An 18,275-nucleotide genomic window follows, 5' to 3' on the forward strand; every position below is an offset into this window, starting at 1 on the left:
CCTCATTTCAATAGGCTGACCTGCGCCCCCCAGGTGTCCGACAACGCGAATCCGTTTCTGAATGGATCGTCGTCGGCAACACGAAGCTCCGTACGGCCATAGACATAGCCACGACCAGTGATCCGTGGCAGCACCGCCTTACGGCCCTGGACCTCAGTCTCACCGATGGCTTCGACCCGGAACACGCCGCCGATGATCGACCGCGATGTCCTGATGTCGCCGACCGAAACCTGGCCCCGCGCATGGAGGGCCGCAAGATTGGCGGAGCTTCCCGTTCCGCAAGGCGAGCGGTCGACGCGGCCGGGCTGGAGCGTCGTGCAGGTCCGCACGGCCCCGTCCGGTTCCTCGTCGCGGAACATGACATAGGCGATCTCGTCGATGCCCGGCAGTGTGGGATGGGAGACCTTCACCTGTTCCGCGAGAAGCCGCTTCAGCTCGATCCCGGCCTCTGCCAGTTCGCGGGCGTTCTCCGGTGCGATTGTCAGTCCCACCTGCCTCACGTCGACAAGCGCGTAGTAGACGCCGCCGAAAGCGATATCGGCCTTGATCCGGCCCCAGGCAGGCGTATCGACCCCGTGGTCGAGAAGTTCGGCGAAGCTCGGAATGTTATCGAGGCTGACGCTGACACAGCGGCCGCTCTCGCAGCAGGCCCGTGCGACGATCAATCCTGCCGGCGTGTCCAGGCGGACCGTCGTCTCCGGTTCCACTATCGGAACGCGGCCGCTCTCCAGCAGAGCAGTCACGACGCAGATGCAGTTGCTCCCCGACATCGGATGCGCGCGATCCGCCTGCAGCACGATGAAGCCGGCATCGGCGTCGGGACGTGTCGGGGCGACCAGAAGATTCACCGACATCGCGACATTGGCTCGTGGCTCGAAGGTCACGAAGCGGCGCAGGCTGTCATCGACATTGTTGATGTGGTTCATCTTGTCGAGCATGGTCGTTCCGGGAATCTCCGGAGCGCCGCCTACCAGAACATGGCCAAGCTCGCCCTGGCAGTGCACCAGCAGTAGTTCCAGGCTATTTTCGGATCCCATCTCGATGGACCTCACTTGATGTACCAGCCCCAGGGCTTGTCGGTGGCGTATTTGGTGATCTGCTTGGTCTCCAGATAGTTTTCGAGACCCCAGCGGCCGAGTTCACGACCGATGCCTGATTCCTTGTAGCCGCCCCAGGGCGCTTCGGTGAACGTCGGCTGCGAGCAGTTGACCCAGACGATGCCTGCCCGGAAGGCGGCGGCGACGCGCTCGGCTCGGATGTCGTCCTTGGACATGACGGCCGCGGCCAGGCCAAAGCGGGAGTCGTTGGCGAGTTCAATCGCCTCTTCTTCCGTCTTGAACGGCTTGATGCAGACGACCGGACCAAAAATCTCCTCAACCCAGGCGTCACTGTCGAGTGGAACGTCAGTCAATACTGTAGGCTGCAGGTAGTAGCCCTTCTCGAATCCTTCGGGACGCTGTCCGCCGCATGCGACCGTGGCGCCTGCTTTTCGTGCGGCCTCAATTGCGGCGACGACCTGTTCATGTTGTCGCTTGGAGACCAGCGGGCCGAGGAGAACGCCCTCGTCCAGACCGTTGCCGATCTTGATCTTGCTCGTCTCCTCGACCAGACGGGCAAGAAGGCGTTCGTAGATGGTTTCCTGCACGAGGACGCGTGACGTCGCCGAGCAGACCTGCCCCTGGTTCCAGAAGATGCCGAACATGATCCATTCGACTGCCTCGTCGATGTCGGCGTCTTCGAAGACGACGAAGGGCGACTTGCCACCGAGTTCCAGGCTGACGCGCTTGATGTCGCGGGCGGCTGCGGCCATGATCTTCGAGCCAACCGGGCCGGAGCCGGTGAAGGCGAGCTTGTCGACGCCCTTGTGGTCGATGATCGCCTGGCCCGCAACCGAGCCGGAGCCAGTAAGGATGTTCAGGACGCCCGCTGGAAGCCCGGCTTCGTCCGCGATGGCAGCGAGTTCGAGCGCGGTAAGCGAGGTTAGTTCCGCGGGCTTCAGGACGATGGTGCAGCCTGCTGCGAGCGCCGGGGCGACCTTCCAGGCAGCCATGAGCAAGGGATAGTTCCACGGGATAATCGCGCCCGCGACGCCGATGGGTTCCTTGACGGCCTTCGACGTGAACCGGTCGTCCGGAAGCGCGATGATCTCCTCCGGGTTGTTGTCGAGCTGCTCGGCAAGGCCCGCGTAGTAGTCGAAGCAGCCTGCCGCATCCGAGATATCCCAGTCCGCTTCAGGGAACGGTTTGCCGTTGTCGAGAACTTCCAACCGGGCAATTTCCGACTGGCGGGCACGGATTCCCTTGGCAATCGCGCGAAGGTATTTGGCGCGCTGTGCGCCCGTGAGCTTCGGCCAACCATCCTTGTCGAAGGCCCGGCGGGCGGCCTTGACGGCGATGTCGACATCTTCGGCGGTCGCCGCTCCTATTGTCTGGATGACCTCCTCGGTTGCGGGATTGGTCACCGTGCAGGTGCCTCCCTTGACCGGCTTCATCCACTTGCCATCGATGTAGAGTTCGCTTCGCATCTTCATTCCCTTTTGCTGTCGTTGCTCGCCCCGGGGCTTAGAATCGGTCTACGCGATAGGGTCTCATGTCGACGGGCGGCTTCCGGCCCGTGATAAGGTCGGCCATGAGACGGGCGGTGGTAGCGCCGTAGGTAAGTCCCAGGTGTCCGTGGCCCGTTGCATACCAGACGTTGCTGCGCTTGGCGGACTGCCCAATAACCGGAATGGTGTCCGGCATTGCCGGGCGGTGCCCCATCCATTCGGAGGCCCCCTCGACCTTGAGATCCGGTAGGGCTTCCTTGGCGCGCTTCACCAGAACCCTCGCACGACGGTAGTCTGGTGCGGCATCAAGGCCCGCCATTTCGACCGTGCCACCGACGCGGATGCCGCCTGCAGTCGGAGTGACCATGAAAGCGCGCGCTGGCCAGATGAGCGAGTGGCGCATCGAGACGCCGGGGGCCATGATCTGTGTGTGATAGCCACGCTCGGTCTCGAGCGGGATAGGTTCACCAAGCATGGCGGAGAGACGGCCAGTGAAGGCGCCCGCGGCAAGGACTGCGCCGCCCGCCTGGAGCTTCCGGCCATCGCGGAGGCAGATCGACTTGACCGCAGTGGCATCGTGCTCAAACCCGACAACGTCGCCGGTCTCCATCGTTCCGCCCAGTTGTTGAAACTTCTCAGCCAGCGCGAGGACCAGCTTGTAGGGATCTGAAACGGAGCGATTGTCCGGGAAGAGAACGGCCTTGCCAATCCTGGTGGTGATCGCGGGCTCCAGGTCGCGGATCGCGTTGCCACCGAGAACCTCGTACCGGAACCCGAAACGGTCGAGGATTTCAATGTGCTCGTGATCGGCCTTGAACTCAGCCTCGTCGGTGTAGAGGCTGAGACATCCTTCCGCCGACAACATGTGCTGCAGGCCGGTCTCCGCAAGCAACGCGTCGAGGTCTTCATAGACGCGGCTGCAGAGAATGGAGCCGGCCGCCTCGAGCTCGCGAAGCTTCGAAGGGCGACTTGCCGCGACGAAGCGCAGGAACCAGGGTATCAATCTTGGCATGTAGGACGGGCGGATGCGAACCGGCCCTTCCGGATCGAGCATCCATCCGGGCATCTGCGCCCAGATGCCCGGTCGCGAGGCCGGCATGAATTCGGTGACAGCGATGCTAGCCATGTTGCCGTAGGACGCGCCCTTGCCCGGGGCGCTCCGGTCGACGAGAACGACAGACTCGCCGCGGCGCTGTAGCTGGTATGCGATGGCGGTACCGATGATCCCGGCGCCGACTACGACGGTCTGTGCCACTTTGGTCCCTCAATGTTATGGCGGCGGCCGAGACGGAGGTTGTCCCGGTCGCCGGTGAATCCTACCAATTCAGAATCGGTTGCATCGCAGCCTTGAATTCTGCCTTCTCGTCGGCGGTCAGCTCGCCAAGTGGAGCACGGCAGTTGCCGACCGGCAGACCCTGGAGTTCGCAGCCGTACTTGACCTTCTGCACGAACTTGCCGCTCTCCAGAATGTTCATCGCCCGGTAGAGCACGATCATCTTCTCGCACGCGGCGTTTAGATCGCCCGAGCGGAAGGTGCGGTCGAGATCGACGCAGGCCTTCGCCATGCAGTTGGCCGGACCGCAGATCCACGCGTCGGCACCCCAGAACATGAAGTCGAGTGCGATATCATCCGAACCGGAGACGAGGTCGATGCGGCCCTTATACCGCGAGTGAATGTCGATCGCCCGCTGGAGGGAACCGGAGCTTTCCTTTATGCCGAGAACACGCGGATCGTCAGCAAGAGCATCCAGGATGTCGAAGCCGATCTCCACGCCATCCTTGTAGGGATAGCTGTAGAGGACGAGATTGATGTCGGTCTCCCCGAGCACTCTTTGGAAATGAGCAAGGAGCTCCTCCTGGGTCGGGCGGGTGTAGAACGGTGTCGCGAGCAGAACAGTGTCGTAACCGATCTCCTTGGCCCGCAGCGTGTTCTCGATGACCTCGCGAGTCGCGGGAGCATTTGTACCAGCAATCAGGATTTCATCTTCATTAGCGAAGTCCTTGACGAACTTCAGCACTTCGAGGCGCTCGTCATTGGACAGCGCGGAGTATTCGCCCGTGGATCCCATCGGAACCCAGCCTGTGACCCCCGCTTCGCGCAAGGCCGTCAGATGCTTCTCATAGGCCTTGAAATCGACCTTTCCGTTCGCGTCGAACGGGGTGATTAGCGCGGGCATGACGCCGGAAAGCTTCATTAGTTCATTCTCCTGTATCGATTGCTTAGATTGCGAGCTTCTTGAGGATCCGCCCTTCGACGAGCGTGACGGCGCGCGTCAGAGGGAAGGCGATCACGAAGTAGATCAGAGCGACGACAGTCAGCACTTCGACAGGCCGCGCGGTATTGTTGGAGATGTTCTGTCCGACGAACATCAGGTCGGCCATGCCGACCGCTGAGACGAGCGCGCTCTCCTTAAACAGGCTGACGCAGTTGGAGAGCAAGGTCGGGATAGCTCGCAGCACCGCCTGCGGAAGAATCACGCTCGTAACCTGGACCCGGCGTGGAAGACCAAGCGCAACGCATGCGTCGAACTGCTCCGGCCCGATGGACTTGAGACTTGCCCGGAACGTCTCGCTGGTGATCGCTCCCATGTAGAGTGTCAAAGCTATGACGCCTGACATGAAGTTCGAAAGTTCGACACCAAGGATCAGTGGCAGGCAGAAGAAGATCCAGAAAAGCTGGATCAGGACCGGTGTTCCGCGGAAGAATTCCACGTAGATGCTAGAGATGAAACGAAGCGTCGTGCTGCGAGAGGTTCTGGCGAGGCCTACGAAGAACCCCAGCGAGCAACCCAGCAGGATGCAGACGGCGGTGAGCTCAAGTGTCGTCAGTAACCCTAGAAGAAGAGCATGTTCGAACCGTGCAAGGACGGAGAAATCGAGCGACATCACAGCCCTCCTAGCTTGCGAGCAGTTGACGGCGGCGTTCCAGCAGGCCCACGATCTGAGTGACTGGAAACGACACGGCAAAATAGATGAGAGCGACGACCGTGAAGGTCTCGATGGGACGGTAGGTCTCTGTCGCCAGCGACTTTCCTTCGTACATGAGATCGGCGATCGCCACGATGGCCACAAGCGCGCTCTGCTGGAAGATGACAATCCCGTTCGTCAGAAGCACGGGGATCGAGGCCCGGAACGCAGTCGGAAATACGATGTACATGACGCGTTGCCAGGGATTGAGCCCGAGCGCGATTCCTGCATCGAGCTGCTCCTTGGGAACCGCCTGGATGGAGGCACGATAGGCCTCGGCGTTGAACGCAGTAAGATTGAGCCCAAGGGCCATGACGCCCATGGTGATCGGGTCAAGAAAGACGTCGAACAGCATGGGCACGCAGTAGAAAATCCAGACGATCTGCACGAGTGCAGGCGTGCAACGGAAGAATTCCACGAACAGCATGAAGGGCAATCGCACCACGCGGTACGGGCTCATCAGCAGCAGTGCGAGCCCGAAGCCGGCGACGATGCCGATGATGTTGGCCGCGGCGGTCAGTTCCAGCGAGACCACCAATCCTCTTAGTAGAGGTGCGAAAGACACGGAATTGAAGTCGAAAGTATAGTTCATGACCGCCTCCTCTATTGCTTGATGTGGAAGACGCGGTCGATGAACTCCTTGGTACGCTCCTCCTTCGGAGAGCCGAGCACCTGTTCCGGAGGACCGTCCTCGACGACAACGCCGCCCGCACAGAAGATCACCCGCGACGCAATATTCTTCGCAAACCACATGTCGTGCGTGACGATCATCATCGGCATGTTCTGCGAGGCGAGCTGCATGATGACGTGTTCGACCTCGCTGACCAGCTCGGGGTCGAGGGCCGACGTCACTTCGTCGAAGAGCATCAGCTTCGGATCGAGCATCAAGGCGCGGGCGATGGCAACACGCTGCTTCTGGCCACCGGAAAGTTGTGCCGGATAGGCCGTCGCCTTTGCACCGAGGCCGAATCTCTCAAGCAGGGCCTGTGCGCGGGCTTCCGCCTTGGCCTTCGGCTCGCCGCGCACCTTGCACGGCGCGAGGACAAGGTTTTGGATGACGTTGAGATGCGGGAAGAGCGTATAGTGCTGGAACACCATGCCGATCGAACGCCGGACTTCCGTGTCGATGACGGTCTTCTTGCCCCGTCCATCGGACGAGATATAGGGCTTTCCGTCAAAGCTCACGCTTCCGCTATCGATTTGTTCAAGACCCATCATGACGCGCAGGAGCGTGCTCTTGCCGCCGCCGCTGGGACCAATGACGACGACGCGGTCGCCGGGCTTCATTTCGATGTCGATGCCCTTGAGCACCTGAATTGCGCCATAGCCGTAGCTTTTGTGCAGCGCCTGCATTTTCACGAGCGGTAGGCTGGAAGACATTGTCATGGCCGATCTCGGTTTGTCTGAAAGCGAGAACGGGCGCCGGCGGCGTGAGCCGACGCCCGGCTGGATCAGTTGGAACCCTTGAGGACCTGATCGACGGCTTTCTTGATGAGCGCGTCCACCTGGCCTGTCGCAACCTTTTCTTCCAGGAAGATGTTCACGACTTCGACGTCGGCGGCCGACATGTTATGCGGCAGGCCGAAAGACACACCCTGCTTGGCAAGCGCGGGGGTCGGGTTGAGTGCGACCGCCCAGTCGGGATTTGCCTGCGTAAGAAGCAGATTGGTGTCGGAGGCGTCGACTAGAACGTCGGCACGCTTCGAGGTCAGGGCCAGCCGCGTCTCGTCGTTGCCGGGAAGACGCATGATCGTGGCGTTCTTGACGGCAGCCGAGATGGCCTTGTCCTGCGCGGTGCCGGACATGACCGCCATGGTCACGCCTGCCTTGTCCAGATCGGCGACGGACGAAGCACCCTGCGGGATCTTGGGGTTATTCTTGTTGTAGGCAAGAGAGATCTGGTACTCCATCGCCGGGATCGAGAACTGCACGGCCATGGCGCGCGCTGGCGTCCGGTTCAAGGCCAACGACACGTCCCACTTGCCAGCCTGAAGGCCGGCCACGATGTTGTCCCATGTGGTGTCGACGAACTCGGGCTTCACTTTCAGAGCCTCGGCGAATTCACGGCAAAGATCCGCATAGAACCCGGAATACTCGCCCGTTGCCGGATCACGCATGATGTAGGGCGGAGCGACGGCGGCGCCGCACTTAAGCACGCCTGCTTTCTGCACGCCCTGCCAGTACCCTTCGGCCGTTTGGGCTTGAGCTGCGGTTATGGAAAGGCCTCCCACCAGGGCGAGCGCGGGCATCGCCCGCAGTGCGGACGTTATCATCTTCGAAAGCATCGGCATTCCTCTTTTGCTGTGCGCGAAGCGCGTTGTTCCACTCGTCGGCTGAAGCCGTTTCTGTTGTTTTTCGTGTCGGCTACGTGTCGACTGACTATTAATTGTCAACAGGGTGTCGACAAAGTCAAGCGAAAATTTTATATTGCTGCGAAACTGGATTTCTGGCCCAATGCGCCTTCCGTGAGCGAAAGGGACTTAAGTGTCTGACGAAATTGAAGTGAAGCGAACCCGAGGAACGGGCTCGAGAAGCGTCTACGAAACACTGCGCAACGAGATCCTCTCCCTTGCGCTACCGCCGGGCCAACTGCTCGACGAGACGACGCTCGCTGAGCGCTTCAACATGTCCCGCGCGCCGGTCCGAGAAGCACTGATCCGGCTGGGATCCGACGAACTGGTCGTCACCCTCTCGAACCGAAGCACGATCGTCTCGCCTATCGAGATCGCGACGTTCCCCAAATATGTCGAGGCTCTGGACATTGCACAGCGCATGAACACGAGGCTCGCTGCGGCACTGCGCACCGACGCCGACCTCAAGGTGATCGCCAAGCGCGACAAGGCCTTCGCGGCCGCGGTCAAGACCGGAAACCATCTGGCGATGTCGGAAGCCAACAAGGAATTCCACATGGCGATCGCCCATGCCGGCAAGAACCCGTATCTGGCGACATTCTACGAGAAGCTTCTCTCCCAGGGCCAGCGCATGCTCCATCTGCATTTCGAGTATTTGGAGAGAACCCACGAAGGCTACCTTCTGACAGACGAACACAGCCAGATGCTGGAAGCCATCCGCGATCGGAATGTTGACCGCGCCGACGAGCTCGCTCACGCCCACACGCGCCAGTTCCAGCAAAACTTCATCAACTTCATGCGGGAGAACTACACGACCGACGTAGCGCTCGGGCCGCTCAAGGCTGCCGAGTAGAGCATGACGATTTCAAGCATCGGCTTCGTCGGAACCGGAGCCATAACCGAAGCCATGGTCCGCGGAATCCTCGCCGAACCGCCCTTCACGGCACGAGTCTACCTCTCACCGCGTAACGAGCAGACCGCCGGCCGCCTCGCATCCGAGTTCGTACCCGTGGAGGTCGCAAGGGACAACCAAACCGTGGTCGATAGCACTGACCTTGTTGTCCTGGCGATACGTCCGCAGGTCGCCGAGGCGATCGTCAAAGATCTCGTCTTCCGTCCAAGTCAGCTTGTGATCAGCCTCGTCGCGGCGACAGAAAGACAGACGCTGCTCGACTGGATCGGTGAGGACGTCCGTCTGGTTCAGGCGATCCCGCTGCCTTTCGTCGCCAGCAGGCAGGGTGTCACGGCGATGTATCCTCCGGACACGGACGTCGCCGCGCTCTTCGACGCTCTTGGTACCGCGGTGCAATGTACGTCGAAGAAGGAGTACAATCTCCTGGCGGCCGCCAGCGCGCTGATGTCGACCTACTTTGGCATCATGGAAGCCGCGACCAATTGGCTTGAAGGCAACGGGCTGGAAAGACCAAAGGCGCAGGCCTATCTCGCACCTCTGTTCGAAAGCCTGGCAAGACGCGCGAGCGCGAGTTTGCGGGCGGACTTCTCCGAGCTCAGCCGCGAGTTTGCCACCAGGGGCGGGTTGAACGAACAGGTCCTGGATGACTTTCAGACGAAGGGCGGGGCCTCAGCGCTGCAGGCGGCGCTGGACCGCGTGCTCGCCCGCATCGATGGCCACACTTAGAAGGTCGGCGGCGTGCAGGCGCTGATGACCTCGCACGCGACCGGGCCGACACACCGGAAGCGATGCGGGCGTCGGCTTTCGAAGTAGTAAGCGTCTCCCGGACCGAGGATTTTCCGCTCGTTGTCGACCGTGACCTCGAGCCTTCCGGACAGAATGATCCCGCCCTCCTCTCCCTCGTGGACCAATGGCACCTTCCCGGTGTCCGCGCCCGGCTGGTAGCATTCTTTCAGCATCTGCAGGCTCCTGCCGAACATGCTCTCGCCAACCTGGCGGTAGGAGATCCCGCCCTTGCCGATTTCCACCAACTCTTCCGACGCATAGAAGGCCTTCTTCGGTGTTTCAGGCTCGAGGGCAAAGAATTCCGCCAGTCCGATCGGGATGCCGTCGAGGATGCGTTTCAACGCCCCGACAGACGGGTTCGAGTTGTTCGATTCGATCAACGAGATGGTGGAGTTCGGGACGCCCGTCTTTTTCGCGAGTTCCCGCTGGGACATATTGTGAGAGGTGCGCACATAGCGCAGACGGTTTCCGATATCGATGGACATATCCGATTGTTTTGGTTGTTCAGGATAGAACAAATAATAGAATCTGAATTCATATTTTTCAATAGGTTGCATCCATGAAGAAAAGGACTTGTTCGCTCTTCCGAAATGCATGAATCCTGCGCCAAGCCGAAGGAGGGCACGATGGACCAGATCAACATGAAAAACGAACCCGCACTCGAGAACTTCTGGATGCCGTTCACGGCCAACCGCCAGTTCAAGGCAGCGCCTCGCCTGCTCGCCTCCGCCGAGGGGATGTACTACACCGACGTCGACGGCAACCGCGTTCTCGACGGCACGGCCGGCCTCTGGTGCTGCAACGCAGGCCATGGCCGCAAGAAGATATCCCAGGCAGTCGAGCGCCAGCTCTCCGCGATGGACTTTGCGCCGACGTTCCAGATGGGTCACCCGATTGCCTTCGACTTTGCCGCCAGGCTTGCGAAGATCGCGCCCGGAGGTGCCGCCGCAAAGCTCGACCGTGTCTTCTTCACGGGCTCCGGCTCGGAATCGGTCGATACCGCCTTGAAGATCGCCATCGCCTACCAGCGCGCGATCGGTCAGGGAACCCGCACGCGCATCATCGGCCGCGAAAAGGGCTATCACGGCGTCGGCTTCGGGGGCATCTCGGTCGGCGGCCTCGTGAACAATCGCAGGGTCTTCCCGCAGATACCGGCAGACCATATGCGCCACACGCTCGACCTGGACCGTAACGCTTTCTCCAAGGGCCTGCCGCAACACGGCGTCGAACTCGCCGACGATCTCGAACGCCTCGTCCAGTTGCACGGCGCTGAAACCATCGCGGCCGTCATCGTTGAACCGATGTCAGGCTCGGCGGGCGTCATCCTGCCCCCGAAGGGATATCTCGAGAAACTGCGCGCGACCGCCGACAAGCACGGCATCCTGCTGATCTTCGACGAGGTGATCACCGGCTTCGGCCGTCTCGGAACGCCGTTTGCGACCGACTACTTCGGCGTCGTTCCCGACCTCGTCACGACGGCGAAAGGCCTGACGAACGGTACCATTCCGATGGGCGCGGTCTTCGCCAGCCGGAAGGTCTACGATGGCCTCATGGTCGGCCCCAAGAACGCCATCGAGCTGTTCCATGGATACACGTATTCCGGCCATCCGGTCGCCTGCGCAGCGGGCATCGCGACGCTCGACATCTACGAGGAGGAAGGCCTTCTTACGCGTGCCGCCACCCTCGCCGACTACTGGCAGGATGCGCTGCATTCGCTGAGGGGTCATCCCCACGTCGTCGACATCCGCAATCTTGGGCTCGTCGGAGCGGTGGAACTCGCCCCTCGTGACGGTGCGCCGGGCACGCGAGCCTACGATGTCTTCGTCGACTGCTTCCGGAAGGGTCTGCTGATCCGCGTGACCGGAGATATCATCGCTCTCTCGCCGCCGCTCATCGTCGAGAAGAGTGAGATCGATACGATCGTCTCCACGATCGGCGACGCCCTGAAGCGCGCGGCATAATCGATCGTTGCTTGAACTAGGCCACGGCGGAAATGACACCATTGCTGCCACGCGGAGAGCGCGATGCGCGAAGGTCGTCCATTGGCAGGTTTGAACATGACGGCATTGTGCTTGTTTTCGCCCATTGCCCTCGTCGATCTTGCGGATTTCCGCACGCGATTATGTTGCGCTCCGGCGCTCGAGGAAAAATGCCTCACTATTTCAGGGTGCCGATCGAGCCACGGTCGGTTGGCATGCCATTTGCCCGATCGCTCTATAAGGCAGCGGCCGCTGTCGATCGTTGGAAAGGTGGGCTGGGAGGCCCGGCCTGTTGCCGGACTAAGCCCGCGTGGAGGATATCATGGCCGCACAACATTCCGCGGAGGTCCGCGGCAAGACACCGCTCCATCGGCATCTCTATGTTCAGGTCCTCGCGGCGATCGCTGCGGGCATCCTGCTCGGGTATTTCTATCCGGACGTCGGCACGGAGCTCAAACCGCTCGGCGATGCCTTCATCAAACTGGTGCGCATGGTCATTGCGCCGGTCATCTTCCTGACGGTGGCAACCGGCATCGCCGGCATGTCGGACCTGAAGACGCTGGCACTGATCGTTGGCCTCATCGTCTCGAACGTCCTGCAGCCGGGCACCGGCATGCATATCAATCCGGCGTCGCTGGATACCAAGGCCGTCAACAATTACGCGGCGCAAGCACATGACGCCTCCGTCGTCGGCTTCCTGATGAACATCATCCCGGACACCATCGTCGGTGCCTTCGCCAAGGGCGACATTCTCCAGGTCCTGTTCTTCTCGGTGGTCTTCGGCATCGCGCTGGGTGCTGTCGGCGAACGTGGCCGCCCTGTGTTGGATTTCTTGCAGGGGCTGACGGCGCCGATTTTCCGGATGGTGTCGATCCTGATGAAGTTCGCGCCGATCGGCGCTTTCGGCGCCATGGCCTTCACCATCGGCAAATATGGTATCGGCACGATCGCCAATCTGGCATTCCTGATCGGCACCTTCTATCTGACGTCGCTGCTGTTCGTGCTCGTCGTGCTCGGCGCTGTCGCCCGCTATAACGGCTTCTCGATCCTGGCGCTGATCCGCTACATCAAGGAAGAGCTGCTGCTGGTGCTCGGTACTTCATCTTCGGAAGCCGCATTGCCCGGCCTGATGAACAAGATGGAACGCGCCGGCTGCAAGCGCTCCGTCGTCGGCCTCGTCATTCCGACGGGCTATTCCTTCAATCTCGACGGCACCAATATCTACATGACGTTGGCAGCACTTTTCATCGCCCAGGCGACCGATACGCCGCTGACGTTCGGTGACCAGATCCTGTTGCTGCTGGTGGCAATGTTGAGCTCGAAGGGTGCGGCCGGCATCACCGGCGCCGGTTTCATCACGCTCGCCGCCACGCTGTCCGTCATCCCTTCGGTTCCGATCGCTGGCATGGCGCTGATCCTCGGTATCGACCGCTTCATGTCGGAATGCCGAGCGCTGACCAATCTCGTTGGCAACGCGGTGGCCACCGTCGTCGTCGCCCGCTGGGAGAATGAACTCGATCGGTCGCAGCTTTCCGCCGCGCTTTCAGTCCTAGCACCCGTTGACGCCAACCCCACGAATACCGAGCCGGCCGAATAATGCCTCCCAGGGCAACTACCGCATATTAGTGCGGTTTGGCGCGGTCCGGTTTCCAGATCGCGCCTCTTTTGTTTTATCGACAAGCGACGGCTTTGTTGCCTGTGCCGAGGAAGCCCCCTCCTCCCTCTATTGTCGGCTTCGCGACGCGCCGTTATTCGGCATAATTCCCAAAACGATGGCCATCAGGCCTTCGTCGTCCTGACCGGGATAGCGGCCCAGATTAGCATTGAGCCTGCCGTGGCCGGTGTTGATGGAAACGCTGTAGTATTCGCCGACCAAGCCCCTCGGGCGAAGCCTTCACGGGCCGCTTGACCGGCCTGGCCGGCGATGTCATGGAGCGAACAAATGGAAACGGCCCGGCTAGGGCCTCATAGCCGGTTGCCTCCGCCACCGGCCGGCAAGCGATCGTGACCGCGCTCTATGCCGATGGCCCGAACGGAACGAATGATGTTCGAGACATCCCGGTCAGGTGGTCGTTTCCCACAGCATGCGATTAATCACATCACACGAGCGATCGCTATGGACTCTTAAGAACGCTATGTCCGAGATCCCATGGATTCACGAGTGCAACTCCCAGGCCCTCAAAATCTTTGATATTGCGCGTGACCAGCGTCATTCGACGGGTGAAGGCTGTCGCCGCGATATAGGCGCCGTTGATCGGTTTGGGATTGGGCACTTGCCATTGGGCCGCCTGAACGGCCGCCGCCTCGTCCAGAGGCACGATGCGGCCGGAAAACGCAGTGAGAACGGTCTTTTCCAGCCAGTTGCGCAACACCTTGCCGGCGGCTGCATCATTATGTTCGACGAGCCGAACGCCGATCTCCAGCTCGTGCAAGACGACAGATGAAATGAAGGTCTCGGCCGGATCGACGGTTTCGTTCCAGACTACGATATTGAGATCAGCCTTGCCGCTCGCGACCTTGCGCAGTTCGGACACGACATTGGTATCGAGCAACAGCATCAGGATAGGTCGACCGGCCGGGCATGTTCCGTACGCTGCGGGAGCGGCAAGTCAACGCCTTCCGCTCCCGGCGCTGCCAGCATGTCACCGAGCGTCCGCACTTTCCCTGTCAGCCGCTTGTAGTCGTCGTACGACAGGAGAACATGCGCAGGCCGACCCCTGTCGGTGATGATCACAGGCCCGTCCTTGGTGGCGCGCTTTGCGCGTCCAAGGTCCTGATTAAGTTCTCGTCCTGATAGCGTGGTGACGGTCATGACGAGCCTCCAATAATTGTGGTTACGTAACCACATTTAATCCGCATGGGCCGGAATTGCAAGATACAGCCGCTGCGGGGCAGCATCGCGATCCTGAAACAATGAAGAAGATTGGAGAAATCAGCATAGCACCGGCCGTCGGCCGGGCTATCGGGAATTCTCGATGCGCAAGGGGGCTCAGTGGGAATCTCTGCAATAATACCCGCTAAGAGATTTTTCGTGTGACGGAAAACAGATGATTTCCGCGTAGCGGTTCGGCGCGTCGAAATCGAACTCGGAATTTGAGGTTTGTCGTGCATGTTGATTGGTTACATGCGGGTATCGAGCAGTGATGAGCGGCAGTCGGTTGCCTTGCAGCGCGACGCCCTGCTTGCGGCCGGGGTCGATCAGCGTCACCTGCATCAGGATCGTGCTTCGGGCGCGCGCGACGATCGGCCGGGACTGAAGGCTTGCCTTGCAGAATTGTGCGAAGGTGACGTCCTAGTCGTTTGGAAGCTCGACCGTCTGGGCCGGTCGCTCTCCCACCTGATCCGGATCGTCGAGGATCTGAAGATACGCGGGGTCGCCTTCCGCTCGTTGACGGAAGCGATCGATACGACGAATTCGCACGGCGCATTCCTGTTCAACCTGTTTGGCACGCTTGCCGAATACGAGAGAGTGCTGATCACGGAGCGGGTCAACGCTGGTCTGGCGGCGGCACGCCGGCGCGGTCGCAAGGGCGGCAGGCCACCGACGATCGACACCGAAAAGGTCGAGCAGATTCTGGCGGCGCTGGAAGCCGGCGCCAGCAAGGCGTCGGTGTGTCGGACATTCAAGGTGCCGCGCTCGACGCTCATCGACACATTGCGGCGAACAGGATGGACCGGACCGGGCAAAGAAGATGAGCCTGCTCCCCCGGTTTGAGAGCGGGTGTGACCGATGGCCTTCCTCGACGCGCAGTCGCGTACCGTTCTGTTCGACCCACCCGACGTTTATGAAGAGGCGCTTGCGCGCTATGCGCTGTCCACTGAGGACATCGCTTTCGCCAGGGCGCATCGCCGATCGCATAATCGTCTGGGTTTTGCCATCCAACTCGCCCTGGTGCGTGATCTCGGTCGTCCGCTCCGCGCTGGGGAAGTTCCGCCTCAGGCGGTCATCTCCGTTGTCGCCGACCAACTGGGCATCGACGCTGCGGTGTTCGCACTCTATGCCCAGCGGGAGGAAACCCGTCGAGAACATACGCGGGAGATTGTCGTCGCACTGGATCTCCAGCCCGTCCGGGCGAGCGATTATCGATCCCTGATCACCTCGGCGGCACGCGAGGCCGCCGCGACCGAACAAGGCGAGCCGATCACCAAGGCCGTGATCGAAGCCCTCAAGGAGAGGAAGCTGCTCGTTCCTGTGCCGGAACTGCTGATACGTCTGGCGATGGCGGGCCGCGCGGCAGCGCGACGACAGGCTTATCGCGGCTTGATCCGGGGCATGGAGCAACCGTCCATCGAGGCGCTTGATCAGCTTCTCATCGATCGGTCCGGCGATCGGAGCCATCTTGGCTGGATTGCGGAAGCGCCGGAGGGGACGAAACTGAAAAACCTCAAGGGCCTGATTGCCCGGCTTGAGGTTCTGCGTTCGGCGGCGATTTCCGATGAGCGGCGTAAAACGATCCATGCCAACCGCTATGGCATCATCGCCCGGGACGCCCGCATTCTGCATGCCCGTGAGATACGACGCCTGACATCCGAGCGCCGCTACGCCACGTTGACGGCGTTCGTCATCGAGAGGCAGGCGGCACTCACCGACCTTGCGATCGACATGTTCTGCAAACTGATCGGCAGCACCCGTCGCAAGGCTGAACTGAGCCGCGCAGAACGCCGGCTGAAAGAAGCCGAGATTCTTGATGGGGTGGCGCTCGATCATCTCAAGCTTGGCGAGGCGCTTCTGGCCGCCCGTGAGAGCAACACCGATCTCGCATCCGCAATTGCAGTCTCACTCGGCTGGGACGGATTGACCGCCAGCATGGCGGCAGCCAGGTCCGTCGTGCGCCCCGATCGCAGCGACGAATTCGATGAGCTCATAGAGCGGCACAAATCGCTGCGAAAGCTGGGCAGGCTCATGTTCGGCGCGTTCTCTTTCCGGTCGTTTCGTCCCGATGATCCGGTTTTGAGGGCAGTGGATCATCTGCGTGCGCTCTACAGTGGCAGGAAGCTACCCGCGCAGGTGCCGTTCGCGTTCATGACCCGCAAGTGGCGGCGACGTGTGCGCACGGACGGTGTCACCATCGACCTGCGGGCCTGGGAAGTGGCGGTGCTCGTTCACCTGCGGGAGCGCCTGCGGGCCGGCGACATATGGGTTGATGGCAGCCGGGCATGGCGCAGTTTCGAGGATTATCTTCTGCCTCGACCGATCTTCGCCCTGATGCGCGCCGAAGGGCGGCTCGAGCTTGCCATCCCTGACAGCTTTGCCGAATGGCGAGCTGAACGAACCGCCACACTCGACGCGAAACTCAAAGAGCTGGCAAGGGCGGCGGCCGCCAACGCCATTCCAGATGCGGCTATTTCCGACAAGGGTTTGTCGGTCTCCCCGATCCGCGAGGAGGAGCGTGACAGGATCGTCGCGCTCAGCCGGCGTCTTTATATCCTCGTGCCCCGGATCAAGATCACCAGCCTGCTTGCTGAGGTCCACAGCTGGACCAGGTTCCTTGACAGCTTCACACACTATCGCACCGGCGAGACGGCGAACGATGAGGCAGCACTGATGGCCGCTATCCTTGCCGACGCCACCAATGCCGGTGCTGAACGCATGGCGGAAAGCTCACGCGGCGTCACAATCCACCAGATGATGCTAATGGTGGATCGGCATCTACGATCAGAAACCTACGCCACGGCGACTGCCGTGCTGGTCGATGCGCAGCAAGCCCATCCGTTCGCCGAGGTCTGGGGCGACGGTCATGTCTCCTCCTCGGACGGGCAGTTCTTTCCAGCAGGCGGGCGCGGTGAAGCCAGTCTCGAATACAATGCAAAATACGGCAAAAGACCAGGTGCCTCGGTCTATGGCTTCCTGTCCAATCGTTTCGCCTCCTTTTTCTCCCGGATGATCCAGGCGTCCGAGAGCGAAGCGCCCTACGTGCTCGACGGCCTCCTTCACAACGAGAGCTCGGTCGAAATCCATGAGCATGCAACCGATACCGCCGGCGCGACCGAAACGACATTCGCGATGTTCCACGGCTTCGGCTATAGGCTCATTCCCCGTATCCGCAATCTCGGCAATCGCAGGCTCTTCGTCATCGATCCCGACCCGGCGTACGAGCCGCTCGGCGCGCTAATCGCGGGAACCGTCAACATGGATGTCATCGAGCAGCACTGGGATGAGGTCTTGCGGCTGAAGGCATCGATCGGCGCGGGCCTGGTGCCGCCGTCCGTCATCCTCAAGAAGCTTGCCGCATCGCCTCGGCAAAACCGGCTCAATCAGGCGCTGCGTGAAATGGGCCGGATTGAACGCTCGATCTTCATCTGCGACTGGTTGCTCGACACCAAGCTCCGGCGCAGATCGCATGCCATCCTCAACAAGGGTGAAAGCCGTCACGCCCTTGCCCGGGCGGTCTTCCTCCACCAGCTTGGCGAGCTGCGCAACCGCGTGGCGGAAACCATGGCCTATCGGGCGTCAGGTCTCAACCTCGTCGTCAACGCCATTATCTTGTGGAACACCGTCTATCTCAGCCGCGCTGTCGATTATGTCCGCACCCAGGGCATCGATATTCCCGCCGAGCTGCTCTCCCAGGTCGCACCGCTTCCCTGGGCTCATATCGCACTCACCGGCGACTATCTCTGGAACGAAATTGACAGACCCCTCGAACGCTTCAGGCCGATCCGCGCTAACCGTTTCAATCCAAACAACTTCGCTTTCCCTTAGCGGGTATTATTGCAGAAATGCCCACGGAGCCCCG

17 protein-coding genes are annotated in these 18,275 nt (G+C 61.0%); 6 read left to right on the top strand and 11 right to left on the bottom strand.

The features are described 5' to 3' along the window. Positions 1–2: 2 nt before the first annotated feature. The 8 genes from PY649_RS29625 to PY649_RS29660 all read right to left on the bottom strand — a co-directional run bounded on the left by PY649_RS29625 (position 3) and on the right by PY649_RS29660 (position 7,797). Positions 3–1,037 (bottom strand): proline racemase family protein, encoded by a 1,035-nt coding sequence (locus PY649_RS29625; protein WP_285872472.1) that lies wholly within the window; start codon positions 1,035–1,037, stop codon positions 3–5. An 11-nt stretch (positions 1,038–1,048) separates the two neighbouring features. Further along, entirely contained in the window at positions 1,049–2,524 is a 1,476-nt protein-coding gene (locus PY649_RS29630; protein ID WP_285872485.1) for an aldehyde dehydrogenase family protein, read from the bottom strand. 37 nt (positions 2,525–2,561) lie between these two features. After that, complete coding sequence (locus tag PY649_RS29635) at positions 2,562–3,800, bottom strand: NAD(P)/FAD-dependent oxidoreductase (protein ID WP_285872473.1); 1,239 nt, start codon at positions 3,798–3,800, stop codon at positions 2,562–2,564. 61 nt (positions 3,801–3,861) lie between these two features. After that, positions 3,862–4,740 carry a 4-hydroxy-tetrahydrodipicolinate synthase gene (gene dapA / locus PY649_RS29640; RefSeq protein WP_285872474.1) on the bottom strand — a complete coding sequence of 293 codons (879 nt, stop codon included), beginning with the start codon at positions 4,738–4,740 and terminating at the stop codon, positions 3,862–3,864. Between the two features lie 25 nt (positions 4,741–4,765). Next, on the bottom strand, positions 4,766–5,431 hold the full coding sequence (locus PY649_RS29645) for an amino acid ABC transporter permease (protein WP_285872475.1): 666 nt from the start codon (positions 5,429–5,431) through the stop codon (positions 4,766–4,768). Positions 5,432–5,441: 10 nt separating this feature from the next. Next, complete coding sequence (locus tag PY649_RS29650; protein WP_285872476.1) at positions 5,442–6,104, bottom strand: amino acid ABC transporter permease; 663 nt, start codon at positions 6,102–6,104, stop codon at positions 5,442–5,444. A gap of 11 nt (positions 6,105–6,115) precedes the next feature. Next, on the bottom strand, positions 6,116–6,898 hold the full coding sequence (locus tag PY649_RS29655; RefSeq protein WP_120709105.1) for an amino acid ABC transporter ATP-binding protein: 783 nt from the start codon (positions 6,896–6,898) through the stop codon (positions 6,116–6,118). Between the two features lie 65 nt (positions 6,899–6,963). Then, complete coding sequence (locus PY649_RS29660; RefSeq protein ID WP_285872478.1) at positions 6,964–7,797, bottom strand: substrate-binding periplasmic protein; 834 nt, start codon at positions 7,795–7,797, stop codon at positions 6,964–6,966. 199 nt (positions 7,798–7,996) lie between these two features. Between PY649_RS29660 and PY649_RS29665 the strand changes: the two genes are divergently transcribed. Continuing rightward, entirely contained in the window at positions 7,997–8,716 is a 720-nt protein-coding gene (locus PY649_RS29665; protein ID WP_120709106.1) for a GntR family transcriptional regulator, read from the top strand. A 3-nt stretch (positions 8,717–8,719) separates the two neighbouring features. Then, complete coding sequence (locus tag PY649_RS29670) at positions 8,720–9,502, top strand: pyrroline-5-carboxylate reductase (protein ID WP_285872479.1); 783 nt, start codon at positions 8,720–8,722, stop codon at positions 9,500–9,502. Here PY649_RS29670 and PY649_RS29675 read toward each other — a convergent pair. Then, a complete protein-coding gene (locus tag PY649_RS29675) occupies positions 9,499–10,047 on the bottom strand; it encodes a cupin domain-containing protein (RefSeq protein WP_285872480.1) in 549 nt (182 codons plus the stop codon). The genes PY649_RS29670 and PY649_RS29675 overlap by 4 nt on opposite strands. Before the next feature lie 141 nt (positions 10,048–10,188). Here PY649_RS29675 and aptA point away from each other — a divergent pair, with 141 nt between their 5' ends. Together aptA and PY649_RS29685 are read left to right on the top strand one after the other, a co-directional pair. Then, complete coding sequence (aptA, locus tag PY649_RS29680; RefSeq protein WP_285872481.1) at positions 10,189–11,523, top strand: omega-aminotransferase AptA; 1,335 nt, start codon at positions 10,189–10,191, stop codon at positions 11,521–11,523. 340 nt (positions 11,524–11,863) lie between these two features. Further along, positions 11,864–13,138, top strand: coding sequence for a dicarboxylate/amino acid:cation symporter (locus tag PY649_RS29685; RefSeq protein WP_285872482.1), 1,275 nt, complete (start codon positions 11,864–11,866; stop codon positions 13,136–13,138). A 517-nt stretch (positions 13,139–13,655) separates the two neighbouring features. Here PY649_RS29685 and PY649_RS29690 read toward each other — a convergent pair. Continuing rightward, complete coding sequence (locus PY649_RS29690; protein WP_285872483.1) at positions 13,656–14,099, bottom strand: type II toxin-antitoxin system VapC family toxin; 444 nt, start codon at positions 14,097–14,099, stop codon at positions 13,656–13,658. After that, positions 14,099–14,353, bottom strand: coding sequence for a type II toxin-antitoxin system Phd/YefM family antitoxin (locus tag PY649_RS29695; RefSeq protein WP_120709110.1), 255 nt, complete (start codon positions 14,351–14,353; stop codon positions 14,099–14,101). Before PY649_RS29695 ends, PY649_RS29690 begins: the two co-directional genes overlap by 1 nt. Positions 14,354–14,650: 297 nt before the next feature. Between PY649_RS29695 and PY649_RS29700 the strand changes: the two genes are divergently transcribed. Further along, complete coding sequence (locus tag PY649_RS29700) at positions 14,651–15,256, top strand: recombinase family protein (RefSeq protein WP_035228554.1); 606 nt, start codon at positions 14,651–14,653, stop codon at positions 15,254–15,256. A gap of 15 nt (positions 15,257–15,271) precedes the next feature. Next, a complete protein-coding gene (locus PY649_RS29705) occupies positions 15,272–18,241 on the top strand; it encodes a Tn3 family transposase (RefSeq protein ID WP_285872484.1) in 2,970 nt (989 codons plus the stop codon). Positions 18,242–18,275 lie beyond the last annotated feature (34 nt).

The sequence above is a fragment of the Rhizobium mayense genome (assembly GCF_030272705.1).
Classification (GTDB): domain Bacteria; phylum Pseudomonadota; class Alphaproteobacteria; order Rhizobiales; family Rhizobiaceae; genus Rhizobium; species Rhizobium mayense.

Excerpts from the sequence above, each read along its gene's own strand:
- PY649_RS29625 (WP_285872472.1), bottom strand. The coding sequence starts at position 1,037 with ATGGGATCCGAAAATAGCCTGGAACTACTGCTGGTGCACTGCCAGGGC.
- PY649_RS29630 (WP_285872485.1), bottom strand. The coding sequence starts at position 2,524 with ATGCGAAGCGAACTCTACATCGATGGCAAGTGGATGAAGCCGGTCAAG.
- dapA (WP_285872474.1), bottom strand. The coding sequence starts at position 4,740 with ATGAAGCTTTCCGGCGTCATGCCCGCGCTAATCACCCCGTTCGACGCG.
- PY649_RS29645 (WP_285872475.1), bottom strand. The coding sequence starts at position 5,431 with ATGTCGCTCGATTTCTCCGTCCTTGCACGGTTCGAACATGCTCTTCTT.
- PY649_RS29650 (WP_285872476.1), bottom strand. The coding sequence starts at position 6,104 with ATGAACTATACTTTCGACTTCAATTCCGTGTCTTTCGCACCTCTACTA.
- PY649_RS29655 (WP_120709105.1), bottom strand. The coding sequence starts at position 6,898 with ATGACAATGTCTTCCAGCCTACCGCTCGTGAAAATGCAGGCGCTGCAC.
- PY649_RS29660 (WP_285872478.1), bottom strand. The coding sequence starts at position 7,797 with ATGCTTTCGAAGATGATAACGTCCGCACTGCGGGCGATGCCCGCGCTC.
- PY649_RS29670 (WP_285872479.1), top strand. The coding sequence starts at position 8,720 with ATGACGATTTCAAGCATCGGCTTCGTCGGAACCGGAGCCATAACCGAA.
- PY649_RS29675 (WP_285872480.1), bottom strand. The coding sequence starts at position 10,047 with ATGTCCATCGATATCGGAAACCGTCTGCGCTATGTGCGCACCTCTCAC.
- aptA (WP_285872481.1), top strand. The coding sequence starts at position 10,189 with ATGGACCAGATCAACATGAAAAACGAACCCGCACTCGAGAACTTCTGG.
- PY649_RS29685 (WP_285872482.1), top strand. The coding sequence starts at position 11,864 with ATGGCCGCACAACATTCCGCGGAGGTCCGCGGCAAGACACCGCTCCAT.
- PY649_RS29690 (WP_285872483.1), bottom strand. The coding sequence starts at position 14,099 with ATGCTGTTGCTCGATACCAATGTCGTGTCCGAACTGCGCAAGGTCGCG.
- PY649_RS29695 (WP_120709110.1), bottom strand. The coding sequence starts at position 14,353 with ATGACCGTCACCACGCTATCAGGACGAGAACTTAATCAGGACCTTGGA.
- PY649_RS29700 (WP_035228554.1), top strand. The coding sequence starts at position 14,651 with ATGTTGATTGGTTACATGCGGGTATCGAGCAGTGATGAGCGGCAGTCG.
- PY649_RS29705 (WP_285872484.1), top strand. The coding sequence starts at position 15,272 with ATGGCCTTCCTCGACGCGCAGTCGCGTACCGTTCTGTTCGACCCACCC.